The organism is Bartonella sp. AU15XJBT, from assembly GCF_028618615.1.
GTDB lineage: Bacteria > Pseudomonadota > Alphaproteobacteria > Rhizobiales > Rhizobiaceae > Bartonella.
This window is the reverse complement of record NZ_JAQITG010000006.1, coordinates 106,168-128,024: the sequence shown is the minus strand read 5'-3', so window position 1 is coordinate 128,024 and position 21,857 is coordinate 106,168. Positions and strand designations below refer to the sequence as shown.

Annotated in this window: 16 protein-coding genes and 1 pseudogene; all 17 read right to left on the bottom strand. The window is 37.7% G+C overall.

The genetic code is table 11. The annotated features are described in order from the left end of the window. Positions 1 to 387: 387 nt before the first annotated feature. A complete protein-coding gene (locus PVV57_RS04605) occupies positions 388 to 606 on the bottom strand; it encodes a hypothetical protein (RefSeq protein ID WP_273718282.1) in 219 nt (72 codons plus the stop codon). 70 nt (positions 607 to 676) lie between these two features. Next, positions 677 to 3,307, bottom strand: coding sequence for a DUF6990 domain-containing protein (locus PVV57_RS04600; RefSeq protein ID WP_273718281.1), 2,631 nt, complete (start codon positions 3,305 to 3,307; stop codon positions 677 to 679). 99 nt (positions 3,308 to 3,406) lie between these two features. Next, positions 3,407 to 3,580, bottom strand: a pseudogene (locus tag PVV57_RS04595) (SMI1/KNR4 family protein); the annotation flags it as partial. 373 nt (positions 3,581 to 3,953) lie between these two features. Continuing rightward, a complete protein-coding gene (locus PVV57_RS04590; RefSeq protein ID WP_273718278.1) occupies positions 3,954 to 4,790 on the bottom strand; it encodes an outer membrane protein in 837 nt (278 codons plus the stop codon). Between the two features lie 325 nt (positions 4,791 to 5,115). Next, positions 5,116 to 5,949, bottom strand: coding sequence for an outer membrane protein (locus tag PVV57_RS04585; RefSeq protein ID WP_273718276.1), 834 nt, complete (start codon positions 5,947 to 5,949; stop codon positions 5,116 to 5,118). 1,512 nt (positions 5,950 to 7,461) lie between these two features. Beyond that, a complete protein-coding gene (locus PVV57_RS04580) occupies positions 7,462 to 7,791 on the bottom strand; it encodes a hypothetical protein (RefSeq protein WP_273718274.1) in 330 nt (109 codons plus the stop codon). Positions 7,792 to 9,210: 1,419 nt separating this feature from the next. Continuing rightward, on the bottom strand, positions 9,211 to 9,831 hold the full coding sequence (locus PVV57_RS04575; protein WP_273718271.1) for a ribonuclease D: 621 nt from the start codon (positions 9,829 to 9,831) through the stop codon (positions 9,211 to 9,213). Next, positions 9,824 to 11,218 (bottom strand): M20/M25/M40 family metallo-hydrolase, encoded by a 1,395-nt coding sequence (locus PVV57_RS04570; RefSeq protein ID WP_273718270.1) that lies wholly within the window; start codon positions 11,216 to 11,218, stop codon positions 9,824 to 9,826. Before PVV57_RS04570 ends, PVV57_RS04575 begins: the two co-directional genes overlap by 8 nt. Positions 11,219 to 11,304: 86 nt before the next feature. Beyond that, a complete protein-coding gene (gene mutM, locus PVV57_RS04565) occupies positions 11,305 to 12,180 on the bottom strand; it encodes a bifunctional DNA-formamidopyrimidine glycosylase/DNA-(apurinic or apyrimidinic site) lyase (protein ID WP_273718268.1) in 876 nt (291 codons plus the stop codon). 280 nt (positions 12,181 to 12,460) lie between these two features. Then, a complete protein-coding gene (locus PVV57_RS04560) occupies positions 12,461 to 13,708 on the bottom strand; it encodes an aminopeptidase (RefSeq protein WP_273718267.1) in 1,248 nt (415 codons plus the stop codon). A 176-nt stretch (positions 13,709 to 13,884) separates the two neighbouring features. After that, entirely contained in the window at positions 13,885 to 14,721 is an 837-nt protein-coding gene (locus tag PVV57_RS04555) for a cell wall hydrolase (protein WP_273783551.1), read from the bottom strand. A gap of 619 nt (positions 14,722 to 15,340) precedes the next feature. Continuing rightward, positions 15,341 to 16,063 (bottom strand): phosphate signaling complex protein PhoU, encoded by a 723-nt coding sequence (gene phoU / locus PVV57_RS04550; protein WP_273718263.1) that lies wholly within the window; start codon positions 16,061 to 16,063, stop codon positions 15,341 to 15,343. Between the two features lie 21 nt (positions 16,064 to 16,084). Then, positions 16,085 to 16,843 (bottom strand): phosphate ABC transporter ATP-binding protein PstB, encoded by a 759-nt coding sequence (pstB, locus tag PVV57_RS04545; protein WP_273718262.1) that lies wholly within the window; start codon positions 16,841 to 16,843, stop codon positions 16,085 to 16,087. Positions 16,844 to 16,893: 50 nt separating this feature from the next. Beyond that, entirely contained in the window at positions 16,894 to 18,183 is a 1,290-nt protein-coding gene (gene pstA, locus PVV57_RS04540; RefSeq protein ID WP_273718260.1) for a phosphate ABC transporter permease PstA, read from the bottom strand. Then, the gene (gene pstC / locus PVV57_RS04535) at positions 18,180 to 19,640 is read right to left on the bottom strand and encodes a phosphate ABC transporter permease subunit PstC (RefSeq protein ID WP_273718258.1); all 1,461 of its coding nucleotides are present in this window, start codon (positions 19,638 to 19,640) and stop codon (positions 18,180 to 18,182) included. Before pstC ends, pstA begins: the two co-directional genes overlap by 4 nt. Positions 19,641 to 19,717: 77 nt before the next feature. Continuing rightward, on the bottom strand, positions 19,718 to 20,764 hold the full coding sequence (locus PVV57_RS04530; protein WP_273783549.1) for a PstS family phosphate ABC transporter substrate-binding protein: 1,047 nt from the start codon (positions 20,762 to 20,764) through the stop codon (positions 19,718 to 19,720). Positions 20,765 to 20,904: 140 nt separating this feature from the next. After that, a complete protein-coding gene (gene gshB, locus PVV57_RS04525; RefSeq protein ID WP_273783547.1) occupies positions 20,905 to 21,843 on the bottom strand; it encodes a glutathione synthase in 939 nt (312 codons plus the stop codon). Positions 21,844 to 21,857 lie beyond the last annotated feature (14 nt).

Below are 21,857 nucleotides of genomic sequence, written 5' to 3'. Positions count from 1 at the left end.
ACTTCATCAACCCTTGTTGATAATAGAAATTAAAACAGCCACTACCCTATAATGCTTTTAATAAAAGCATATAGCTCTGTCACCAAAGACCAAGTGACAAAACACCTTGATTGTAACCGTGTGAAGATATTCCCCCCATACTTATACTCTCAAGTCTATAACCAAAATTGTCCAGAAAGTCAATGTGTAAGCCTCAATATCCCCATCAATATAAAGGATAAATTTGTTTCTCAAACCCTGATACTGCCAGAAATGCACTCAACATGAAACGCCACATAAATAAGATATCACGCTATCAAGCACAGCCTTTAGTGAAAATTATAAAACACCATAATGAAGGAATTTTGAATTCCTACAAAAGCATTAAACCACACAGCTTTGTGTTTATCATGAACCTTCAAAACACTTCCCATCTATTAGTTTTAAGGGTTTTGAAAATTCTTTTTCTTTCCCATTAAGATCTAAATCAAAACTGCTAAAGTCTTGTTCTGAAGACGCACTAAGAACCCCACCACGGGTAAAATCCCCTTTGCCCTTGACTTTAAACTTTCCCCAAAGATTAAGAGCGCCACCTATAACAATAGACAAGTTTCTATCACTGTTCATTTGCGCCAAATGATGATAAAGGCTTTGGACAAAACTCTATTTTCTATAAAATTTTTGAGATAGTAAAGGGCTATTTCTTGTCTTTTTTTCCGATAAATTTAGCTATTTTCTCTTTCCAAGAGTGAGGCTGCTCTTCGCTGGAAACCTCTCGTTGATCATCAAGCTTTTCTGCACCCCGTTCAATCAAAGCATAGCTCATTTGCTTTGTTTTTGCTACTTCTTTAGCTAAAGCTATTGCCCGTTCAAGGTGGGTTTTGTTGATGCTCTCGTCAAAACCTAGGTGATCCCCTGCTGCAAAACTTTGCTGATAAGAATGCAAGGTCTCAACATCACCCAACAAAGCAAGAGCGCCAAGATGAAGCAAAGCATCATCCCTATCATCTCCCTTATCCGTTCCATCCTGTTGCCAAGGAGCTATACCATAATCAGAGCGAAGTCTTTCAGAAAGATCAATAGCAGTTACTGACCATTCTAGCGCATCATCAAGCGCCTGTGTTAAACGATCCGCAGTGACTTCTGGTTCAAAGATTTCCAGTCCCTTGGCTTCAAAATTAAGTTGTATATCTGGGATATCTTCCGTGTGGGTAGGATTAATGAATTTGCAAGCTGAAGCCAAAATGCCCGTGCTAATCAAAAAGGCGCTATCAAATTGCGGACAATCTTTAGCAATTTCGTCATTATAAAGAATGTCTACTTCACGATCCGCCAATTGATAGCTTGCCATATAGTCATCTTCATTGATTTTCTCAGTTGACCACCCTAAGCTTTTTAAAAGTTCATGAGCACTTTCCATATTCAATGGAGCATCTTTATCATCCGTTTCCTCTATCTCCTCTGTCTCCTCAACAGAGGCTGTTTTGGAAACAACAGACGTTGTTTGTGGATCAAGGAACAAAATCGGAGCATTTTTTGGAAAACCCACTCGATAACCACGTGCAAGAGTGAGAAGATTATCAATTCTATATTTTGAGATTTCTTCTACAAAACCTAAAGGATTTCCCTTTCTAAAATTCTCCTTGTAAGATTTGAGCTTTTCAACATCCCCAATCAAAACAAGCGCAATAAGGTGACGCGCTACAAGATCAAGTTCACTGTCTGGGGAAAAAGCTACATAATCATAAATGATTTGATTGACATTTTGCTGCTCAGCCCATTCAAGCATATCTGTACAAATCTGCTTTAGCTTGCCTTCATCCAATTCAGTACTAGAAACTGTATAAATTTCTTCTGCTTCTTTGAGAGCTGTATATTGAGGCATATTATAGAAAATCTCTCTATGAGCACTAGAAAAACCAAGTGTTGAAAGGGAAGCCTTAAATGCAACAATTGGCTCTTTTTCATCACTTTGAAGGCTATACATTATATTGATGATACGGTCTTTACTTATGAAATAAGCATTGCAATTATAGTTTTTATCCTGATAAACTGTCCAACCCATTTGTTTTAATTGCTCTGCAACTTTATTGAAAGTAATCAAAGCTTGTGGACCAAGATGTGCTTCTGCAGCCTCTCTCTCATGAAGAATTTTCAGATGTTTTTCAGCAAATTCAACGGCATGGTTAACATATTTTTCTACGTCATCATCATCCAAATGTTCAGAAATTGTACCTACCGCAATGGAATTTTGATAAGATCTCAGTACATCGATCTTTCCTGTCAACGCTAAACAAGCCAAATGCCAAACTATATCTGTATCGTAACTATATTTTTGAACAACTGTTTTGCTTTCGATCGATGCTTGTAAATCTTGAGCGCGTGCCCATTGTATTATCCGCTCAGAGATTTGTGTTAACTCTTGTTCATTCAATGTCTCTACACAAATATCAATCCCTTTACCAAAACCACTAAAAATCCCTCCCCCAATTGTATTAAAAGACTGATAAATATCCGTAGGTCGTATCCAATTATATTCTCCCCTATAGTGAATATAACGACAAGCTATAGAAATCTCTTCGTTAGAGATCTCAGCTTCAAGACGGACACTGTAATTGTCATGGAGGCGTACAAAACCAAAATCAAACTGAATAAAACGATCTGGCAAAGAGAGCCACATTTTTCCAGGTTCCGTAGAAAACCACCCTTGGGTTTTAAGAATACGGTTTGCTGCAGTAAGGCTCATCTGCTGCTTTTTTGGTTTTTTGCGCGTTAGAATATCGTCTAACTCCCCATTCTTATAGGCTTGTGCAAATAAAATAAGGCGATCAATCCATTCTATGGTTGCATAATCCGCAAACTCTGGAACATGTAATTGGGATGCCGGCTTGTCAGACCTTAAAGCATCAATATCGCCAAGCAATGCTTCAGCAACGGCAGAATGATTGGCAGCTTCTTCGCGCAATTTTTGTTCAATATTCTGCGTTTGTGCCCATGCAATCACTTTATTTAGAGCTTCCTCAATATGGCTTTCAGAAAGATTCTGTGCTATAATTCCGAAATTTTCTTCTGCAGAAATCAACATATCATCATATTTGTAGCGCGACTGTTCACCATTAGAATATTCCCTAGCAAGGCAATAAGCGGCTGTAGTAAGATCAACTGATAGCCGCAACCTTCCACCATCCTCTCCATAATCTACAACATCATAGAGAATGCGTATTATACGATCAGAAAGATGATAATAAGCAAATGTATCTCCCACTTCATCGCGATGGGGCTCCCAGCCCAGTCTTTTTAAAATCTCTGTTACGTCTTTGGTTTGCATCATCATTCCCCCAGCATAATCCTTAATTCTTTTACATAAAAATTACTTGCGTAACACTGAGGATCTCTAGAAAGACCATATACTTCATCACCCCTAATGTCATCTCCTCCATAGTTTTTTCCAAAAACTCTTGTAAAAAGGGAGAGGTTTCGGACTAGGAGTGTTCTCAATCTTTTCAATTGGTTGTTCACCATCAAGTATATCTTCTCACGCATGTACTATAATTCTTTTGCAAAGGAATTCATAAAAATTACTTGCGTAATATTTGCAATCGCCCAATGAGACTGTATTCCTGTTTCAGAGATTACTCCAACAGATATACGTAATACGCTCGCTCTAACTTGGCTTATAAAAGCAAAATAAAGTTAATTATTATGATCTTTTCTTATTTTTAAGATTAATGGAATGCTTTTCTCTTGTTCGTAGAATAAAAGTAGCGATATAAGATTTTATAGTAGCTATACAACCGATTATACTATCCTTTCGCCTTCTATAATATAAAATTTTTTCTTTAAAATCTTATAACACAAAATGGTATGATGAAATAAAAGGCATTAAAAGAGATAAAATAGAGAGCTAATAAACTAAAGGCCTCGTTAAACGAGGCCTTTATACTTTTTGTGCTTATAATCTCATTTTTATGAAATTAGAATTTGTATGCAACACCTACACGGAAGTCATTGGTTTTGTAAGCTATTTTATCGCCGTCCTTTACAAATGCTTTTTTACCGTAGTCTGAATAACGGTATTCAGCACGTAACAGAACATTGTCTGTCATTGCGAAGTCAACACCACCACCAATGGTGAAACCAACAAACGTTTTTGATTTATCAAATACTTTAGCAGAAGCGATTTCGGTACCACCAGCTGTTTCCGCCTTAAGAGAATTAACCATCTGTACCTGTGTATAAGCAATACCACCAGCAACATAAGGCATAATACGGTCAACCGCTGCAAAACCAATGCGAACGCGTGTAGCACCAGACCATTTTTCTTTTAAAGAGAAGCCCTCTATACGTTTGTCATTCTTCGTGATACCATCAATGGTTTTTCCTGAAGCAACTGTAGCTTTAGCATCTGTAAGCTCAGTTTTGAAACCTGCAAGGCCCGCGTCCCCAATGACTTCTGACTGCGTTTTTGATTCTTCGCGGTCTGCCCAGACTGCATCGGTTTCAACACCTAGAATGAGACCATTTCCAAGATCTACGTTGGAACCTACATAAATACCACCCATGAAACCGGAAGGCTTAGGTGTTGAATCTTTATCTGTAATTTTCTTTTTTGATTCTGAATCATATACATCAACTTTACTTGAAAAGTTTCCAACTTGACCACCGATATAAAAACCTGTCCAAGAAAATGAAGGGGCTGCTGCGATAACTGCTGGGGCTGTTTCACGAGGGACGATAACATCAGCAGCTTGTGCCGCAGAAGCTGCCGCCATAGCAATAACAGAAGTTGTTACTAAAGATTTTATATTCATAAATTTTGCTCCTAATTTATTTATGAACACAGTGCTACAAGATTACAAAAAAAAAAGCTGTAGTAAAAATGATACAGTCACAGAAAATGGACAACTCACCCAAGATAAAACTACTTCTTATACGAGAAGCTAAAAACTGCACATGTAAATAACTTATTGATTTTAAATGTAATTCTTGTTTATTGTTTATGAAATTTTTTAATAAAATCTTAATAATATTTTTTTTACACCCATTCTAAATATGGGATGTGTGATAATATAGCAACAAAAAATGAAAGAGGCTCTATCCTTGACAGAGCCTCTTTGTTATTTAACTTACCATCTATTAAAATTTGTAAGCAACACCAACACGGAAATCATTGGTTTTGTAAGAAGTCTCATATTTATCATTTGAGAATTTCTTTTTACCAAAATCGGAGTAACGATATTCCGCACGGACAATAATATTATTGGTCATTGCTAAATCAGCACCCACACCAAGGGTGTAACCAACAAGAGTCTTTGTTTCATCAGATAAGGTACCAGAAGCGATGACTTTATCTGAATCTTTCCCTGTTATTGAAATCGATGCAGTATCTTGAAGCTGTGTATAGGCGATACCACCAGCAACATAAGGCATAATGCGTTCAGCAGCAAAACCAATACGTACACGTGTTGCACCAGCCCACTTTTCTTTAAAAGTAAAACTGTGGGTTCGTTTAGCACCAGCTTCAAGCGCATCTTTACCAATATTAATTGAAGCGTCTTTTAATAGCTTGTTAATATAATTGATGTGATCTGGAGTAATGACATATGTTTTTCCTGTCTTTGTGTCATCTTTATTAGACCACATGATATCTGTATCGACACCTAAAATAAGGCCATTGCCGAGATCAATATTGGAACCTGCGTAAAGACCACCCATGAAACCAGATAGTTTTGGCAAATAATCATCACTTACTGGAATCTTTTGTCCTTTAGCGAGAATATCCATCTTCGTTTTACCCGAAAAACCACCAATCTGCCCACCAAAGTAGAAACCTGTCCAAGAAAAAGTTGGAGCAACAATAACGGGAGCAACAGGTGTTGGACTTGGGGGAACAATAACATCTGCTGCTTGCGCCGCTGAAACTGAAACAAAAGCGAAAGCAGAAGCTGTTATTAACCATTTCATATTCATATTTTCTCTCCATAGCTGAAATATTTATTTGAACACGTCATGTCATATAGAGCCCAAACTTCAGATATCTGTAGCAAAAATGATACACTCATAAAAAAAACAAAAATCCAATCACAGCGCCCTTAAGTGCTTGATCTGCAGTACATGAGAATTAAACGATGCCTATGCATAAATGCATTCCTCTCCTCATATCTTTATAAATTTTGCAAAAAACTGCGACATTCCCCCGTGTAAAGCATGCGCTATTGGCTATGGAAAGATGGCATATTTATTATAATGCAAAAATTATCTTTTCGTCTGTAATATTAAAGATGCTCTCATCTTAAATCATTTTATTTAAAGTAACCAAAATCATCCGCCTACACGTTACAAACAAGCAAATGAATGAAACCGTTTAAGAAAATGCTAAAATGCCTCTTATGAAAGCTCTCAATATCAAGGATAGCGAGAACTATTACAATATTGAGAACAAGCCAAATGCACCCGTTCCATTTAAATTTATACAAATAATGTTTTTAGCTTCATCATTCACAAGTCCAAATGGTGCATAGCTCTTTAGATTGTTTTTTACTGTAAAAGATGTGTATCGCACATAAACAAAGTTTCGAATACTTCATGGATTGCAACAAGAACACATTCAACTTACCCGCTTTTTGTTTTTACTTTAGGCTCTTATTGTTTTTGAAAGACTGACCATTTTTTATCTCAACCTTATAAAAAGTCTTTTTCAAAGCTTCAGCCTTCTTTGTAGGTACTCTATTTCACACTCTATTTATAAACTAAATTGAAAAAAATAACGCATGACAAACAACTGCTATGATAAACATTGAAACTTATCTAAAAACTCTTCCTAAAGCTGAAAAAATGAGAAATCTTTCTTAAAGTTTTCAAACAAAACATTGCTTTAAAAATCATGAAGTTGGCAGAAAATATATTTGATATTTTAAATCGTAGACAAATAAATAATTATCTATAGCCGAAATATGCCTACAAAGAGCGAAAGTTTAACATTTTTATACTTGACCACAGACCTCCTGCTCGATTTAGAGGAACGGGTCCTCATCAGATCCTGTATGCCAACGGCCCAGATTTTTGTCAAGCGGATTTGTCTTGGTTTCCCACTCTTTGTGGTTTACTTAACTCAAGGTTTTATGGACAAAGTCCTACTGCTCCACCCTGTATCCTAAAAACACTTAAATAAGGCAAATCTCTATGGCTTATATAACCGAACTTCAAATGAGGGAATTTGTAACAAACATAATAGAGCGATCCAAAATCTACACGTTATATAATTCTATGAAGTTTATAACGAGCAACCGTCACTATACAGTATATTCTTTACCGAAATCTTCCTGCTCCTATCTTTTCCGAACAGTACCCTTCATAAACCGGCGCATAATCATAATACCCTTCGCAAACAAATAACACCCCCCTGTTTTCAAGTGATAAAAAATATCCCCTTCTTCAATTCCCGATCATACGTCAGAATTCTTGATGTTGTTTTCTTACTTTTTAAAAACTCATTGGATTTCGTGCAAATAGGCTTGGCCGTTTTCCTTTTCCTGGTCCTTTTTTAGGTTTAGGTCCTCTTTTTTTACCAGAATGTGATACAGGTAGTAACTTCGCTGCTGTTATGCATTGGCTGTTATTTGTGCAAGAAAGTTCCATTTGAACAACTTCAGAGAAGATCTTGCTAAACTGTTCACTAGAAAAAAGATTTCTAGGAAGAACAACATCAGATATGCCCTCTATGAAATTTTGAGAAGACAAAAAGCTCGCACCCTGAGCAAAAGAGATTGAAGAAAAAGTAGCAAAAGCTGTAATAAAATATTTTATGTTCATAAATTTAACCTCATAGAAATATCCATAATGGATTTTACATAGTGTCTTCATTGCAAATTTCCAGAAAAAACAGCATGTTTATAGGTAAAAAGTGAAAATCCTCAAAAAACAAAACTTTGGAGCATTTTTAATTTTAAAATAAATGCAAATTGCCCTGCTTGGCCAACATATAAATCACTTGTTTGGCAATGAATAAAAGCATGAAGTATCGCCTAGGGACAATAAACGACACAAATATCCTATCAACATATTGATTTATAATTCCTCTATTGAATGAATGCTCTCCGTATCATAAGGTTATCTCATTTCAAACTTTTTCACGATAGACTTAAGAAAAATTATTTTCTTACATATCATAAATGAGGTTGATATATGGATAAAACTCTAGAAAAAGGCGTTTTTTCTTATGAAGCCATTTAAACGCTAAAGTTATTATAATACTTTAACTTCGTCAAAAGCATGCTCCTGCTAACTTGTTTCTAGGTCACTTTCTAGATGTCATTCTTTGCATTGTTCAGTGTAATCGTGGTCAATCTTTATATATTAATCCTACAACATTTTGATTTATAATGATAATATAGCGTTATTCATATTGAATTAGAACCCGAATACCATAAAATTCTCTCATTCCAAATCTCTCTCAATGTTGAATCAACCAAAATCATTTGTATGCACGTTACAAATGGAAAGACCGTGTGGAGTGAAACTGTACAATAAAAACGCCTCTTATGAACCGTACCAAGGGCTGTCACAAAACTGGGTGTTGGTAAAGTGTGTGATAGTAGCAGTTTGTTACTTCATAAACATAAAAACAGTGGTGTTCAATAGATTTTATATCGTATGGGGAGCTTGATTGTTATATCATTCATGAGCACTACCGCGAAATGGGCTTGGGTGCCTTAAGAAAGATTTCTTAAAAAAGCACGTGAATGAGCAACCCAAATATATTCCGTTTAGGGTGTTTTATTTTGTGTGGGGGGCATAACTACGCTACAGAATGTGAAAAACAAAAGTATTAGGCAATGCGTAATCTGCATTACTTAACAGACATTGTTTCAGATACTTTTGAAAGGCGTAAAGTAGAATTAATGATGGTAAGGATGGATATTGTTTTTTACATTGATGCCTTCCATATTCTTCCCCAATTAGGCTATATATCAGTTTCAGAGATTTAGGCCTTCCAACGACCTACCACATATTCCTAGCCCTTCTCCAAAATTGCTCTTTTTTCAAATAAAAGCTGTTACAAACATAAAAAGAATATGAATTCGTGAATGTACTTTTATTGCCTAAATTTCAAATCAAAGAGCACTGATGTATAATTCTTATCTGAAAAGATGAGAGGACAAAATGCCCAAATTATCGGCACTTTGCCCTCTTGCATCAATAATTCACGCTATTAAAAGCCAATTTTTAAAGTTAGCTATGTGCAAAAATATCAACTTCGCCCCATCCTAAAAGATCAAGCCTAGCTCTCATAGGCAAAAATTGAAAGCATGCCTTGGCAACACTTTCTCGCTCTTCGCGTCTTAAACGTTCTTCAAATATAACCTTTAAACGATGCAAATATAACACATCTGATGCAGCATATTCAATTTGTGCCTGTGATAACGTTTCTGCCGCCCAATCCGAAGATTGTTGCTGTTTAGAAATATTCACATTCAGCATTTCATTACAAATTTCTTTCAATCCATGACGATCCGTATAGGTACGTGTGAGTTTTGAAGCGATCTTTGTACAAAAAACAGCCTCTGGCATAACACCAAATGTATGCGCTAAAATAGCAAGATCAAAACGCCCAAAATGAAATATTTTGGTGACAGCGTTATCTTTAAGGAGCTTGACCAAATTGGGAGCACTCTTTTGTCCTTTAGCAATTTGTATAATATCAGCAGTCCCATCTCCAGAAGAAATCTGAACAACACACAAACGATCACGATGTGGCTGTAACCCTAAAGTCTCAGTATCAATCGCAATGGCATCAGTTTTATAATTGTCTAAGTTTGGCAAATCACCTTGATGAACGCGAATCTCAGCCATTCACCCTCCTATTTGCTAAAGCGGTAAGAATACGGGCCCAAGAACGCTGCCCCTTATGAAACGATTTTAAATTATACTTTTCATTAGGCGAATGAATACGGTCATCAGCCAATCCAAAACCAACCAAAAGAGTTTCCATACCAAGAATTGACTTAAAATCTGCTACAATTGGAATCGAGCCCCCCATGGCTGTTAATACAGCAGGAACTTCCCACTCTTGTGATAGAGCATCCTTTGCCGCCTTGGTAAAAGATGAATCATCAGAAAGCTGAAGTGCCGGAGAAGAACCATGATTCTTAAATTCAACCGTACAGTCAGCAGGAATTGAGCCACGTACATAATCACGCAATGCTTGGCGTATTTTCTCTGGATCTTGCTTATGAACTAGACGACATGATACTTTTGCACTCGCTTGAGACGCAATAACCGTTTTCATCCCTTCCCCTTCATAGCCCCCACTAATACCATTAATTTCCATAGTAGGACGTGCCCACACAAGCTCTAAAATGCTCCGCCCTTTTTCACCAGAAGGAACGGAAAGACCTATAGGACCAAGAAAACTTTCAGCAGTACAATTAAGCGCATTCCATGATTGTAAAATATGTGGAGGTGTTTCTTCTACGCCATCATAAAAACCAGAAAGTGTCACCTTATTATTTTCATCATGAAGTCCTGCCAAAACTTTAGCTAAAATACGAATGGGATTAGCTGCTACTCCCCCAAAATAACCAGAATGCAAATCACGATTCGCTGCTGTGATAATAATCTCTTCCGCCATAATTCCCCGAAGAGAAAGGGCAATAGATGGTGTATCAGCATCCCACATCGACGTATCACAAACCAATGCGTAATCAGCCTTAAGTTCATCTTTATTTGCTTTTAAAAAAGGAATAAGAGAAGGAGAAGCACATTCTTCCTCACCTTCACATAAAATAGTCACTTTAACAGGAAGCTGTCCTGTTTCTTTCTTATATGCACGACATGCTTCAATAAATGTCATAAGTTGACCTTTGTCATCTGAAGCACCGCGAGCACAAATAACTTTCTCTCCATCTCTCTCTTTTAAAGAAGGTGTAAATGGATCATCCTCCCATAAACTCAATGGATCAACAGGTTGAACATCATAATGTCCGTAAAACAATACATGTAAACAATCATCTGAAGGTCCTGGATGATGCCCAACAACCATTGGATGACCCGGTGTATCACGGCGAGAAGCCTCAAAACCAATGCTTTTTAAATCCTCTACTAACCAATCAGCTGCTTGACGACATGCATCCTTATAAGCCGAGTCTGTAGAAATCGATTGAAAACGTAAAAGAGAAAAAAGGCGTTCAAGGCTCTTTTCTATATTCTCATCAAGATGTGTTAGTACTTTATTCAGCATAAAAAAAACCTCTCAAGCCTCATATATTTGTATAATTGTAAAAATTTGACTTTAAGCCTCTTGTAGGATTTTGCAAGAGACCTTATTCATTTTTGGCACTGTGAACAGTAAAAACTTGAACGTCCCGACTGTAAAATACGTATAATAGGCGTTCCACATTGCAAGCATTCCTTGCCTTCTCGTCCGTAAACCGAAAAAGCATGTTGAAAATAACCAAGAGAGCCATCCACATGCATATAATCACGTAAAGAAGATCCGCCAGACAAAATAGCTTCAGAAATCACATTGCGTATATTCTGTGCTAAAGAATCTGCAAGTTCACGTGCATATACCGTTTTTGATGCCAGTGTAAATGCACCACGCTGTGGAGATAAGCGACTCCGCCAAAGCGCCTCGCAAACATAAATATTCCCAAGACCCGCAACAATAGACTGATCAAGCAAAACACCCTTAAGAGATACTTTTTTATTAACAAAAGCCTTTTGTAAATAACGACCAGAAAACCCATGACTCATAGGTTCAAGCCCTAGCTTATTTAAAAGCGGATGTTTATAAAGCTTATCCGTATCAACTAAAAGCATAAACCCAAAGCGACGCACATCATTATAAATAAGATGATAAACTTCACCATTCCTTGTCTGAATATCCATGACAAAATGATCATGCTTAACCAATTTACTGGTCATTGAAAAAGCTTTTCTTAAAAGATTATTCTCTATACGCCATGATCCCGACATTCCTAAATGGCTTAAAATCGTTTCATCCTGAGAAAGATGAAATAATAAATATTTCGCACGCCGACCAAGTTCTAGAATTTTTCTGCCAATCAGTCGTTCAGAAAAAGCCTCAGGAAAAGGAAAACGCAAATCTCTACGATTAAGTTTGACAGATACTATCTTTGCATCAGTGACAACAGACTTAAGTCCACGACGAACCGTCTCTACTTCAGGAAGCTCAGGCATCACTCCTCTTTAATAATTATGCACTTATCCAGTCGTATCACCGATAAATTGACCTCTTCTCCGCCCTCAAAGAACAAAAATTTTTAACTCCATCTGGTCTGTAAACAACCACGATTCCTGTCAAGTGGACTTCTCTCGACTTCATACGCATGTAATTCACTTAACGAAAGGCTCTACGATCAAGCTCTATCTTGAACATTCATTCGCGTACTCTAAAAATATTCCCCCTGTCAAGGAGACTTGACTCACCTCAAATGACGTTTTTTACGGCACAACAGGATTAAGCCCATTCACCCTTACGAAATACGGGAACTCTTACACCTGCCTGCGTAATACCATCTATATCAATTTCACCAGAGCCAATCATCCAATCAATATGAATAACACTTTTATTACCACCACGGGCTGCAATCTCTTCTGATGTCAATGATGCTCCATCTAAAAAGCATTTGGAATAACACTGCCCTAAAGCAATATGGCAGGCTGCATTTTCATCAAATAAGGTATTATAAAAAAGAAGATCACTCTTAGAAATTGGTGAAGAATGAGGAACAAGGGCAACTTCGCCCAACCGGCTTGCACCCTCATCACTTTGCAAAACCTGCTGAAAAACTGCCTCGCCTGTTGATGCACGGGCCTCAACAATACGCCCAGCTTCAAAACGTACTTCAATATTATCAATGAGTGTTCCTTGATAGGAAAGGGGCTTTGTTGAGCGAACGAAGCCTTCAACCTTATGAGCATGAGGAGTCGTGAAAACTTCTTCTGTCGGAATATTAGGATTGCAAACGACACCATTTTGAGCAACGGATGCACCACCATGCCATTCATGATCATCTGCCAAACCAACTGTTAAATCAGTCCCTGGTCCTGTGAAGTGCAAGGCAGAAAAACGCTGCTGATTAAGCCAAGATGATCGTTTCTTCAAATTTGCATTATGAATAGTCCAAGCATGCACTGGATCTTCTTCTGTAACACGTGAAGCAGAAAAAATTGCATCCGCTAATTTTTTAATCGCCTCATTGAGCGGTAAAGAAGGAAACATCGCCTCAGCCCACCCTGCTGTTGGATAAGCAACGATCGACCAATTCATAGCAAAGTTCGATATTTGCTTGAGTGCCGGCTGATAAGCTATTGAAGTGGCTTTATTTAAACGTGAAACCTTATCAAAATCCTGATTGGAAAGAAGCAAAGGATTATCACCAACAATCGCTAAACGTGCGGCTCCATTTTCAAAAGCCTTCGCCATTCCCTCATAAAGCCAAGAAGGGGCACAATCAAAACTATCGATATGGGCATTTTCAAAACGTGTAAGCGATAACATATCATCACTAAAAATGGGTGTAATGACACCAGCGCCAACCTTATAAGCATGATACGCAATACGCCGAACAAAAGGGAGTGCTGAAACTGGAGCAGTCAAAACAAGATCCTGTCCCTCTTGTAAATTTAACCCCACTTTTACCGTAACTTCTGCAAGACGATTCAGCATTTCAGGCGAAATTGCCTCATGAATATCAAAGTACATTACCCATACCCTTCTTTAAATAAAATGTGTTCCTTACGTCGCCATATTCTAAATTGTTTTTCCAGATCCTTTCACCTTACTTTAAGTATATTTATTGCGTATCACCATTACTAAAGAGTTCACTTAATTCATAAACCGTAATGGGGTGTAAAACTCTTTTTTGGTCGTGCAAAAACTTACCAGTTTCTGTGTCGTTTTTCTAACATTGCAACAATTGCATTTAACTGATCTGATGAAGGCAACGCCATAATTGTTTTATTTTCCTCTTTCTTAGCGAGATGTTGAGGCGCATAAGTTGGAATGGGAACTTTATCAAGCTGTACCATAGCAAAAGACGTAGGTTGTACCGTCTTGGACTGTGCGACTTCTGTAGAAGGAGATGCACTTTTCTCTGCTTTGACTTCCTTACTTTCTAAGCCTTCATCGATAAAGCTTGGCGCATAACCAGAACGTTCCTGAGCAAAGGCATAAGCAACATCATAAGGGCGATTATCCGTAGGAACTTGAAGTGACCCATCACGGGATCGCTTTTCATAAAAAGCATTACCCCCTGCAACATGAACATAGTGCATGTTTTTATAAGGAAAAGATAAACCAGCGGTATGAAAAAACTTAGCGTGTTTAACTTTCTTATCTCGTTCACCCCGTAAAACAGCATCAGCAGCCTCTCTTACACGAGCAACAGATGCTTTCTCCGTCATAGGACGCGTTAAAACACCAGGAGCAAATTGCTTATATTGACCAACAACACCACAAATCGTCTTGGGATAGGCGCTTGAATTAACACGATTCATCACAACAGTCCCAACGGCAATCATTCCTTCACGACTTGAGCGATTTGATTCAAAATACATCGCACGCATAAGGCATTGGCGCTCTGTCAATGGATACGCAACTGTTTTTGTCTGCTTATTATTTAGTTTTCCAGCATCTAAATGATTTGCAGCACACCCCACAAAAACCAACGGCGCTACGCAACAGGTAACAAAAACATTCCAACGATTTTTTTTCATCTTATGCAACACATTCCTATAATCTCTGAGCTATTCAAATTTTGAAATGAGCTTTAAGTGTATCTCTCAATAAAGTACACAGCTAATTGTTACCACTCAGTAAAATTTTAATACAAATGGTAATCAAAAACTATCTATGCGAAATAAAAAATAAAAAACTCTTAATTTATAGATCAATATTGTTACTCCTCATGGCACAATATAGACCTATAAAAACCCACACGTTTCAATCGCAATAAAATAATACTATCCACTCATTCTATAGATGAAAAAGATTTGGCAAAAAAGGTTTTGATACCAAAACTCTTTGCATCAATATTGAAAAAATAATACAGATATCCCCTTTAATATAAAATTTTAACAAAATGATCAGAAAGAAAATTCCCCTAAAGAAAATTCCCCTCCAGCCACAATACAGATGATGGTATCATCCAATCTACAAATATGTCAAATCAAGAGTTAATAATCTGCCATGTTTAGCTTGAAAAAACTCTTTGTGGCTTCTTTATGCTTTTTCATAATATGGTTATTGTATTCTGTTTATGTTTTTTCTAGAGTTCTGTATTGTAAGAAAATGCTCAATGTATCTACAAGCTTATTTTAGACATTTAAGAAAAATTTAATTTATTTTCTTCTCACCTACGCCAACTTTATACGTAAGGTCATCGCGAGGACGATCAGAAGACATGTGATAACCTGTTATGATATAATGCAACATTTCAGCAATATTGGTAACATGATCACCAATTCGTTCAATATTCTTTAAACAAAACAGTAAGTGCGTACAAACCGTAATATTGCGCATATCTTCCATCATATATGTCAAAAGTTCACGAAAAAGAGAAGTATACAAAGCATCAATCTTCTCATCCCGCTCACGCACAGCGTCAACACGCTCTAATCGGCGACTTGTATAAGCATCTAAGACTTCTTTTAATTGATTAAGCGCTAAGGCTGTAATTGTTTCAAGCCCATGATAAAAGGAGGCCGATTGACGTATTTCTGAAAGGGCAACAGTCCTCTTAGCAATGTTTTTAGCCATATCCCCAATCCGCTCAAGATCAGAAGAAATACGAATGGCGCCAATAATTTCACGCAAATCTACAGCCATCGGTTGGCGCTTGCAAATAATGGCAACCGCTTTTTCATCAATATCACGTTCTGCTTCATCTAAAAAAACATCATCAGCAATCACTGCCGTTGCAAGTTGAAGATCACTACATACAACCGATGCAACAGAACGTTCAATCATTCTTTCCGCATGGCGCCCCATTTCTGTAATCCTTGCTTTTAGATATTTTAGTTCTGCATCATAAGAACGAACAGTATGGTTCATAGACATATCTTACACTCCTCAATTCACCTATCCAAAACGCCCCGTAATATAATCTTGCGTCCGTTGTTCTTTTGGTGAAGTGAAGATCATTTCAGTTGCACCAACTTCGACCAAATGCCCTAAATGAAACATGGCCGTATATTGAGAAACACGTGCCGCCTGTTGCATGGAATGTGTTACGATAACAATTGTATAATTTTGCCGTAACGCATCAATAAGCTCTTCAATCCGAGCCGTCGCAATAGGGTCAAGAGCTGAACAAGGTTCGTCCATCAAAATAACTTCGGGACTAACCGCAATAGCACGCGCAATACACAAACGCTGTTGTTGTCCTCCTGATAAACTTGTTCCAAGATCATGAAGACGATCTTTTACTTCTTCAAATAAACCGGCCTGCCTCAAGCTCTTTTCAACCACATCATGTAATTCGGCGCGCGTCTTAACTAAACCGTGAATGCGCGGCCCATAGGCAACATTCTCGAATATAGATTTTGGAAAAGGACTAGGCTTTTGAAAAACCATTCCAACACGAGCACGTAATTCTACAACATCAATCCGTGTGTCATAAATATTTTCCCCATCTAAGGTAATAAGACCCGTTATTTTAGCCCCTTCAATCGTATCATTCATACGGTTGAAACAACGCAAAAAAGTCGACTTCCCACACCCTGATGGACCAATCAAAGCAGTGACTTGATGTTCAGGAATATCAAGGGTAATACCATGAAGTGCTTCTTTTTCCCCATAAGAAACCTTCACATCCTGACCTCGCATTTTAATTTTCATGACAAAAACTCACCTTACAAAAATCTTATCGAAGTTGTTATTTATTAAAACTACTGGCGACGTTCGAATCGTCGACGTAAAAAAACCGCAGAAATATTCATGATCGCAAGAAAAATCATTAATACAATAATAGCCCCCGATGTCTTTTCAACAAAAGCGCGCTCTGCTTCACCCGCCCACATAAAAATTTGAACAGGCAAAGCTGTTGCTGGATCCATGGGAGTCATAGGAATATTAACAACAAAAGCAACCATTCCAATCAAAAGCAAAGGGGCGGTTTCACCCAAAGCTTGGGCTACTCCGATAATTGTACCTGTTAAAATACCAGGTGCTGCTAAAGGAACAACATGATGAAAAATCATTTGTGTTTTTGATGCGCCCAACCCTAAAGCTGCTGCACGAATAGAGAGAGGAACAGCCCGCAAAGCAGAACGTGTTGCAATAATAATCGTGGGAAGAGTCATAAGCGCTAAAACAAGACCACCAACAAAAGAGGCTGAACGTGGTAATCCTAAAAAATTAACAAAAACAGAGAGTCCTAAAAGACCAAACACAATCGAAGGAACAGCTGCAAGGTTATTGATATTAACCTCAATAAAATCTGTAAATTTATTTTTGCGTGCATATTCTTCTAAATAAAGAGCCGTTGCTATGCCTATCGGGAGTGAAACCAATAAAACGATGCCTATCATATAAAGAGAACCGATTATCGCAACACCTAATCCCGCAATCTCAGGACGACTCGAAGCACCAAATGTAAAAAAACCAATATTAAATGTCTTATAAAGCGTACCATCATGGGCTAAACGCTTTATCCATTCTACTTGTCGATTAGAAACTTTACGGTTTTTTTCTGCTACATGCAGATCAATCTGTCCCTTATAAGCAGAATCAATATCTGCGGCTGCCAAAACTTTGATTTTTTGCGTTGTGCCAATCAGTTTTGGATTTTTTGTCACCATTTCACGCAGTTGAACACGAACTCCATTTGAAAACATACGGTTAATGTCCCGCAGAGAGGCTCGATCATTTTGATTGACATCAAGTTTTTTTGCTAAAGCATTGCGTACGAGAAGTGGATAATTCGCTGTTATGAGGACTTGTGGTTTTGTTTGACGTTGACCACTTGGATCAATGATCTTTTCATCCAAATAAATCGATAATATCATTTCACTTTGAAAAAAAGCTGTATAGCCTTGACTAATGATAGACCATAAAAGCGCAAATAAAAAAAATAAACCAATAAAAATAGCAATCAAACCATAGGCACGAAAACGACGTTCAGCCCAATACCGACGCTTGAGGCTAATATTGCAACGAGGAAAAAAATCTTCATTCATTCATATTGTTCCCGATATTTACGCACAATATAAAGAGCGAGAATATTCATCAAGAGTGTCATCACAAAGAGTGTCATACCCAGGGCAAAAGCCACCAGAGTTTGCGGAGAATTAAACTCAAAATCACCGGTCAATTGATTAACAATCTTAACAGTCATCGTGGTCATTGATTCGAACGGATTGAGAGTTAAGTTGGCTGCAACACCTGCGGCCAAAACGACAATCATTGTTTCCCCAATTGCACGCGATGCCGTCAACAAAATGGCCCCCATAATCCCTGGAAGTGCTGCTGGTATAACGACTTTTTTAATTGTTTCAGATTGCGTTGCCCCTAAACCATACGAACCTTCACGTAAAATGCGTGGAACAGCCGTAATAACATCATCCGACAAAGAGGAAACAAAAGGAATCAACATAATTCCCATCACAACGCCAGCAGTTAGAACACTTTGCGCCATAATAAAACCACCTCCATCTGAGAGAGAAACAGACAGATCACGTAAAAATGGTCCGACAACCTTCAAAGCAAAAAAACCATAAACAATGGTTGGGATGCCAGCAAGAACTTCCAATAATGGTTTTACAATTGCTCGCAATCGCGCAGAAGCATATTCTGCCATATAAAGAGCTGAAAATAAGCCTATAGGTACAGCAAAAAGCATGGCGACAAATGCAATATAAAGTGTACCAGCAAGGAGCGGTATTAAACCAAATTGTCCACCTTCATCACTTGAACCGCTCGCGGAAAAACGCGGATCCCAAACCGTTCCCAAAAAGAAATTTGAAAAGGATACAGAATGAAAAAAATTTATTGTCTGAAAGAATAGAGAAAGTGCAATGGCTATTGTCGTCAAAACGGCAACGATAGAAGCACAAGCCAATCCAATAATAATTAAAGATTCAACCTTATTGCGCGCACGCTGATGAGGCGCAATTTGTATTATTCCACAGATAAAACCAAAGGAGGCAATAGCAAAAAGGAAACCATAACCAATAAATTGAAGCTTTTTAGAAGAAAACACCCATGACCGTGCTATTTTGAACACATCATCCGATACTTCATGAGATAAAATCAATCCTTTCGCAAGTAATTGTGCCTGCACTTCCTTATAAGAAGCGGTGGAAAGATCCCCTTCAAAGCGATGAATCGTTTTGGTAAGATTTCGAAGAGTCTCCCAAAGTAGATCATAATTGACAGGTTCTGTTATATGCGCACTATACGCCAAAAGCTCTCGAGAGGCATTATATTCTAAATAAATTGTACTCCCAGCATCCCACAAAATAAAAAAAATAAAAGCTGGAATAACAGTAATCAAAAATGTCCACCAGCCATAATAATACGCACGAGAATGCATTTTATGTTGTTTGTATTCAAGACTGCGTGCTCGCATATAAGAAATACAAAAGCCACAAAATCCAAGAAGCAATAACAAAAAAACGATGAAGGGAACGCGCATGTTATCTTTCAGTTTTTATAACAAAAATAGAACCGAAAACGCCTACTCCGGCAATACAATAAATTATTCCCAGAAAATTATTTCAACACCATTACCCGACCAGAAGAAAAATCAGAACGCTGTGCTTGGCGCTCTTTTTCAGGAGCAACAATCAAACCATATTCAGCCAAAGGTCCCTCTGGACCAATCATTTGATCAGAAAGGAAAAAATCAACATATTCTCGCAAACCTGGAACAATATCTAAATGTGCTTTCTTAATATAGAAAAAAAGTGGACGAGAAACCGGATATTGTCCACTAGAAATTGTCTCAACTGTTGGCGCAAAACCGTTAATATCGGCAACCTTTAGCCTATCAGCATTATTTTGATAAAAAGATAAACCAAAAATACCAACCCCTGTTTTATTCGAAGTTAGACGCGCAAATGTTTCAGAATAATCACCATCAATATCAACCGCTTTTCCATCCTTACGGACCGCGATACAAGCAGCGTGTATCTCCTTACCATCCATTCCCAAAGACTTCATCGCCCCAACTGCCCCACTTTCTTTACAGCCCACAGCAAGTAATTTTTCTTCAAAAACTTCCCGCGTTCCATGCTTTTCTCCAGGAATATAGGCTGCTATCGTCCAATCAGGAAGAGCACTATTGATGGCATTCCATTTCAAAACATTATTGGGCAGCAACTTCCCGTCTATAATAACTCGAGCTGCAAGGGCTTTATAAACATCTACCGGCTGTAATTTCCAATCAGGACCTTTAATATCTGTTGCAAAAACAATGCCATCATACCCAATGCGTATTTCCTCAATATCTTTCACACCAGCATCAAAACAAGACTGTAATTCACTCGATTTCATTGCTCGTGAAGCATTAACAATATCAACGGTATTCTCCCCAATACCACGACAAAATTCCTTAATACCTGCTCCTGTTCCACCTGATTCGATAACAGGAACCTTAAAATGGGGATAAATTTCTCCAAATGTCTCAGCAACAATCTTTTGATAAGGTAAAACTGTAGATGAACCAGTAATCTGTATTTGATCACGCGCACTGCCTACATTTGCTGACAGCAGTAACGCAAAAACCAATCCCACTCCAATTGATAATACTCTGCTCATCTATAAACTCCCTAAAAATTGAGGATAAAGCCTCTTAATTTATATTATACGGTCATTCTAGTTCACATTTACAACATAACAAATATAAAAAACAACATGGATCATTTTTTTAACAAAACCATGGTTGAGCCTTGTGTAAATTAATTTGAACGTTTGAACTCAACAACATCCCAAAACAGATGTGCAATATCTGTACCGCAGAAGCGTTTAATTTCACGAATTCCCGTAGGAGATGTTACATTAATTTCTGTTATATAATCTCCAATAACATCAATCCCCACAAAAAGAAGACCACGTTCCTTTAAGGCAGGACCAATGCGTTCACAAATTTCATAATCACGCTTTGTTAACTCAACATTTTCCGCGCGACCTCCAACATGCATGTTAGAACGCACATCTGTTTTTGTCGGAATTCGATTAATGGCTCCAACAGGCATACCATCAAGCAAAATAATCCGTTTATCTCCTTTTCGTACTGCCTCTAAATAACGCTGAACAATAAACGGTTCGCGATAAATGTCTGCAAACATTTCCAACAACGATGCCAAATTACGATCATCTTGTTTTAAATAAAAAACACCAGCGCCCCCATTCCCATAAAGTGGTTTCACAATAATATCGCCAAATATCTCTCTAAAAGCTGTTATTTCTTCAATATCTTTGGTAATTAATGTTTCAGGCATCAAATCAGAAAATTCTGTCACAAAAATTTTTTCTGGACTGTTACGTACCCATGCCGGATCATTCACAACAAGTGTTTTAGGATGAATACGCTCTAATAAATGAGTCGTAGTGATATAATTGAGATCAAAGGGGGGATCTTGGCGCAAAAGAACCACATCCATATCTCTTAATTCCGTGCGAACAGGATTTCCTAACTGATAATGATTTCCCTCTTTATCATGGACAGTCAATGGTTCTAGTCGTGCAATCACACAACCATCGCACAAAGATAAACGATCTGGTGTATAATGAAAGAGAGAGTGTCCACGTTCTTGCGCTGCTAAAGCGAGTGCAAATGTCGTATCTCCTTGAATCCGAACTGTTGAAATATGATCCATCTGAATGGCAATTTTCATAAATAAATTCTCCC

Bases quoted from the DNA above. Each gene is read 5' to 3' on its own strand.
- PVV57_RS04600 (WP_273718281.1), bottom strand. From the start codon at position 3,307: ATGCAAACCAAAGACGTAACAGAGATTTTAAAAAGACTGGGCTGGGAG.
- PVV57_RS04530 (WP_273783549.1), bottom strand. From the start codon at position 20,764: ATGAGCAGAGTATTATCAATTGGAGTGGGATTGGTTTTTGCGTTACTG.
- PVV57_RS04605 (WP_273718282.1), bottom strand. From the start codon at position 606: ATGAACAGTGATAGAAACTTGTCTATTGTTATAGGTGGCGCTCTTAAT.
- PVV57_RS04585 (WP_273718276.1), bottom strand. From the start codon at position 5,949: ATGAATATGAAATGGTTAATAACAGCTTCTGCTTTCGCTTTTGTTTCA.
- pstB (WP_273718262.1), bottom strand. From the start codon at position 16,843: ATGAAAATTAAAATGCGAGGTCAGGATGTGAAGGTTTCTTATGGGGAA.
- PVV57_RS04575 (WP_273718271.1), bottom strand. From the start codon at position 9,831: ATGGCTGAGATTCGCGTTCATCAAGGTGATTTGCCAAACTTAGACAAT.
- gshB (WP_273783547.1), bottom strand. From the start codon at position 21,843: ATGAAAATTGCCATTCAGATGGATCATATTTCAACAGTTCGGATTCAA.
- mutM (WP_273718268.1), bottom strand. From the start codon at position 12,180: ATGCCTGAGCTTCCTGAAGTAGAGACGGTTCGTCGTGGACTTAAGTCT.
- PVV57_RS04590 (WP_273718278.1), bottom strand. From the start codon at position 4,790: ATGAATATAAAATCTTTAGTAACAACTTCTGTTATTGCTATGGCGGCA.
- pstA (WP_273718260.1), bottom strand. From the start codon at position 18,183: ATGAATGAAGATTTTTTTCCTCGTTGCAATATTAGCCTCAAGCGTCGG.
- PVV57_RS04570 (WP_273718270.1), bottom strand. From the start codon at position 11,218: ATGCTGAATAAAGTACTAACACATCTTGATGAGAATATAGAAAAGAGC.
- PVV57_RS04580 (WP_273718274.1), bottom strand. From the start codon at position 7,791: ATGAACATAAAATATTTTATTACAGCTTTTGCTACTTTTTCTTCAATC.
- pstC (WP_273718258.1), bottom strand. From the start codon at position 19,640: ATGCGCGTTCCCTTCATCGTTTTTTTGTTATTGCTTCTTGGATTTTGT.
- PVV57_RS04560 (WP_273718267.1), bottom strand. From the start codon at position 13,708: ATGTACTTTGATATTCATGAGGCAATTTCGCCTGAAATGCTGAATCGT.
- PVV57_RS04555 (WP_273783551.1), bottom strand. From the start codon at position 14,721: ATGAAAAAAAATCGTTGGAATGTTTTTGTTACCTGTTGCGTAGCGCCG.
- phoU (WP_273718263.1), bottom strand. From the start codon at position 16,063: ATGTCTATGAACCATACTGTTCGTTCTTATGATGCAGAACTAAAATAT.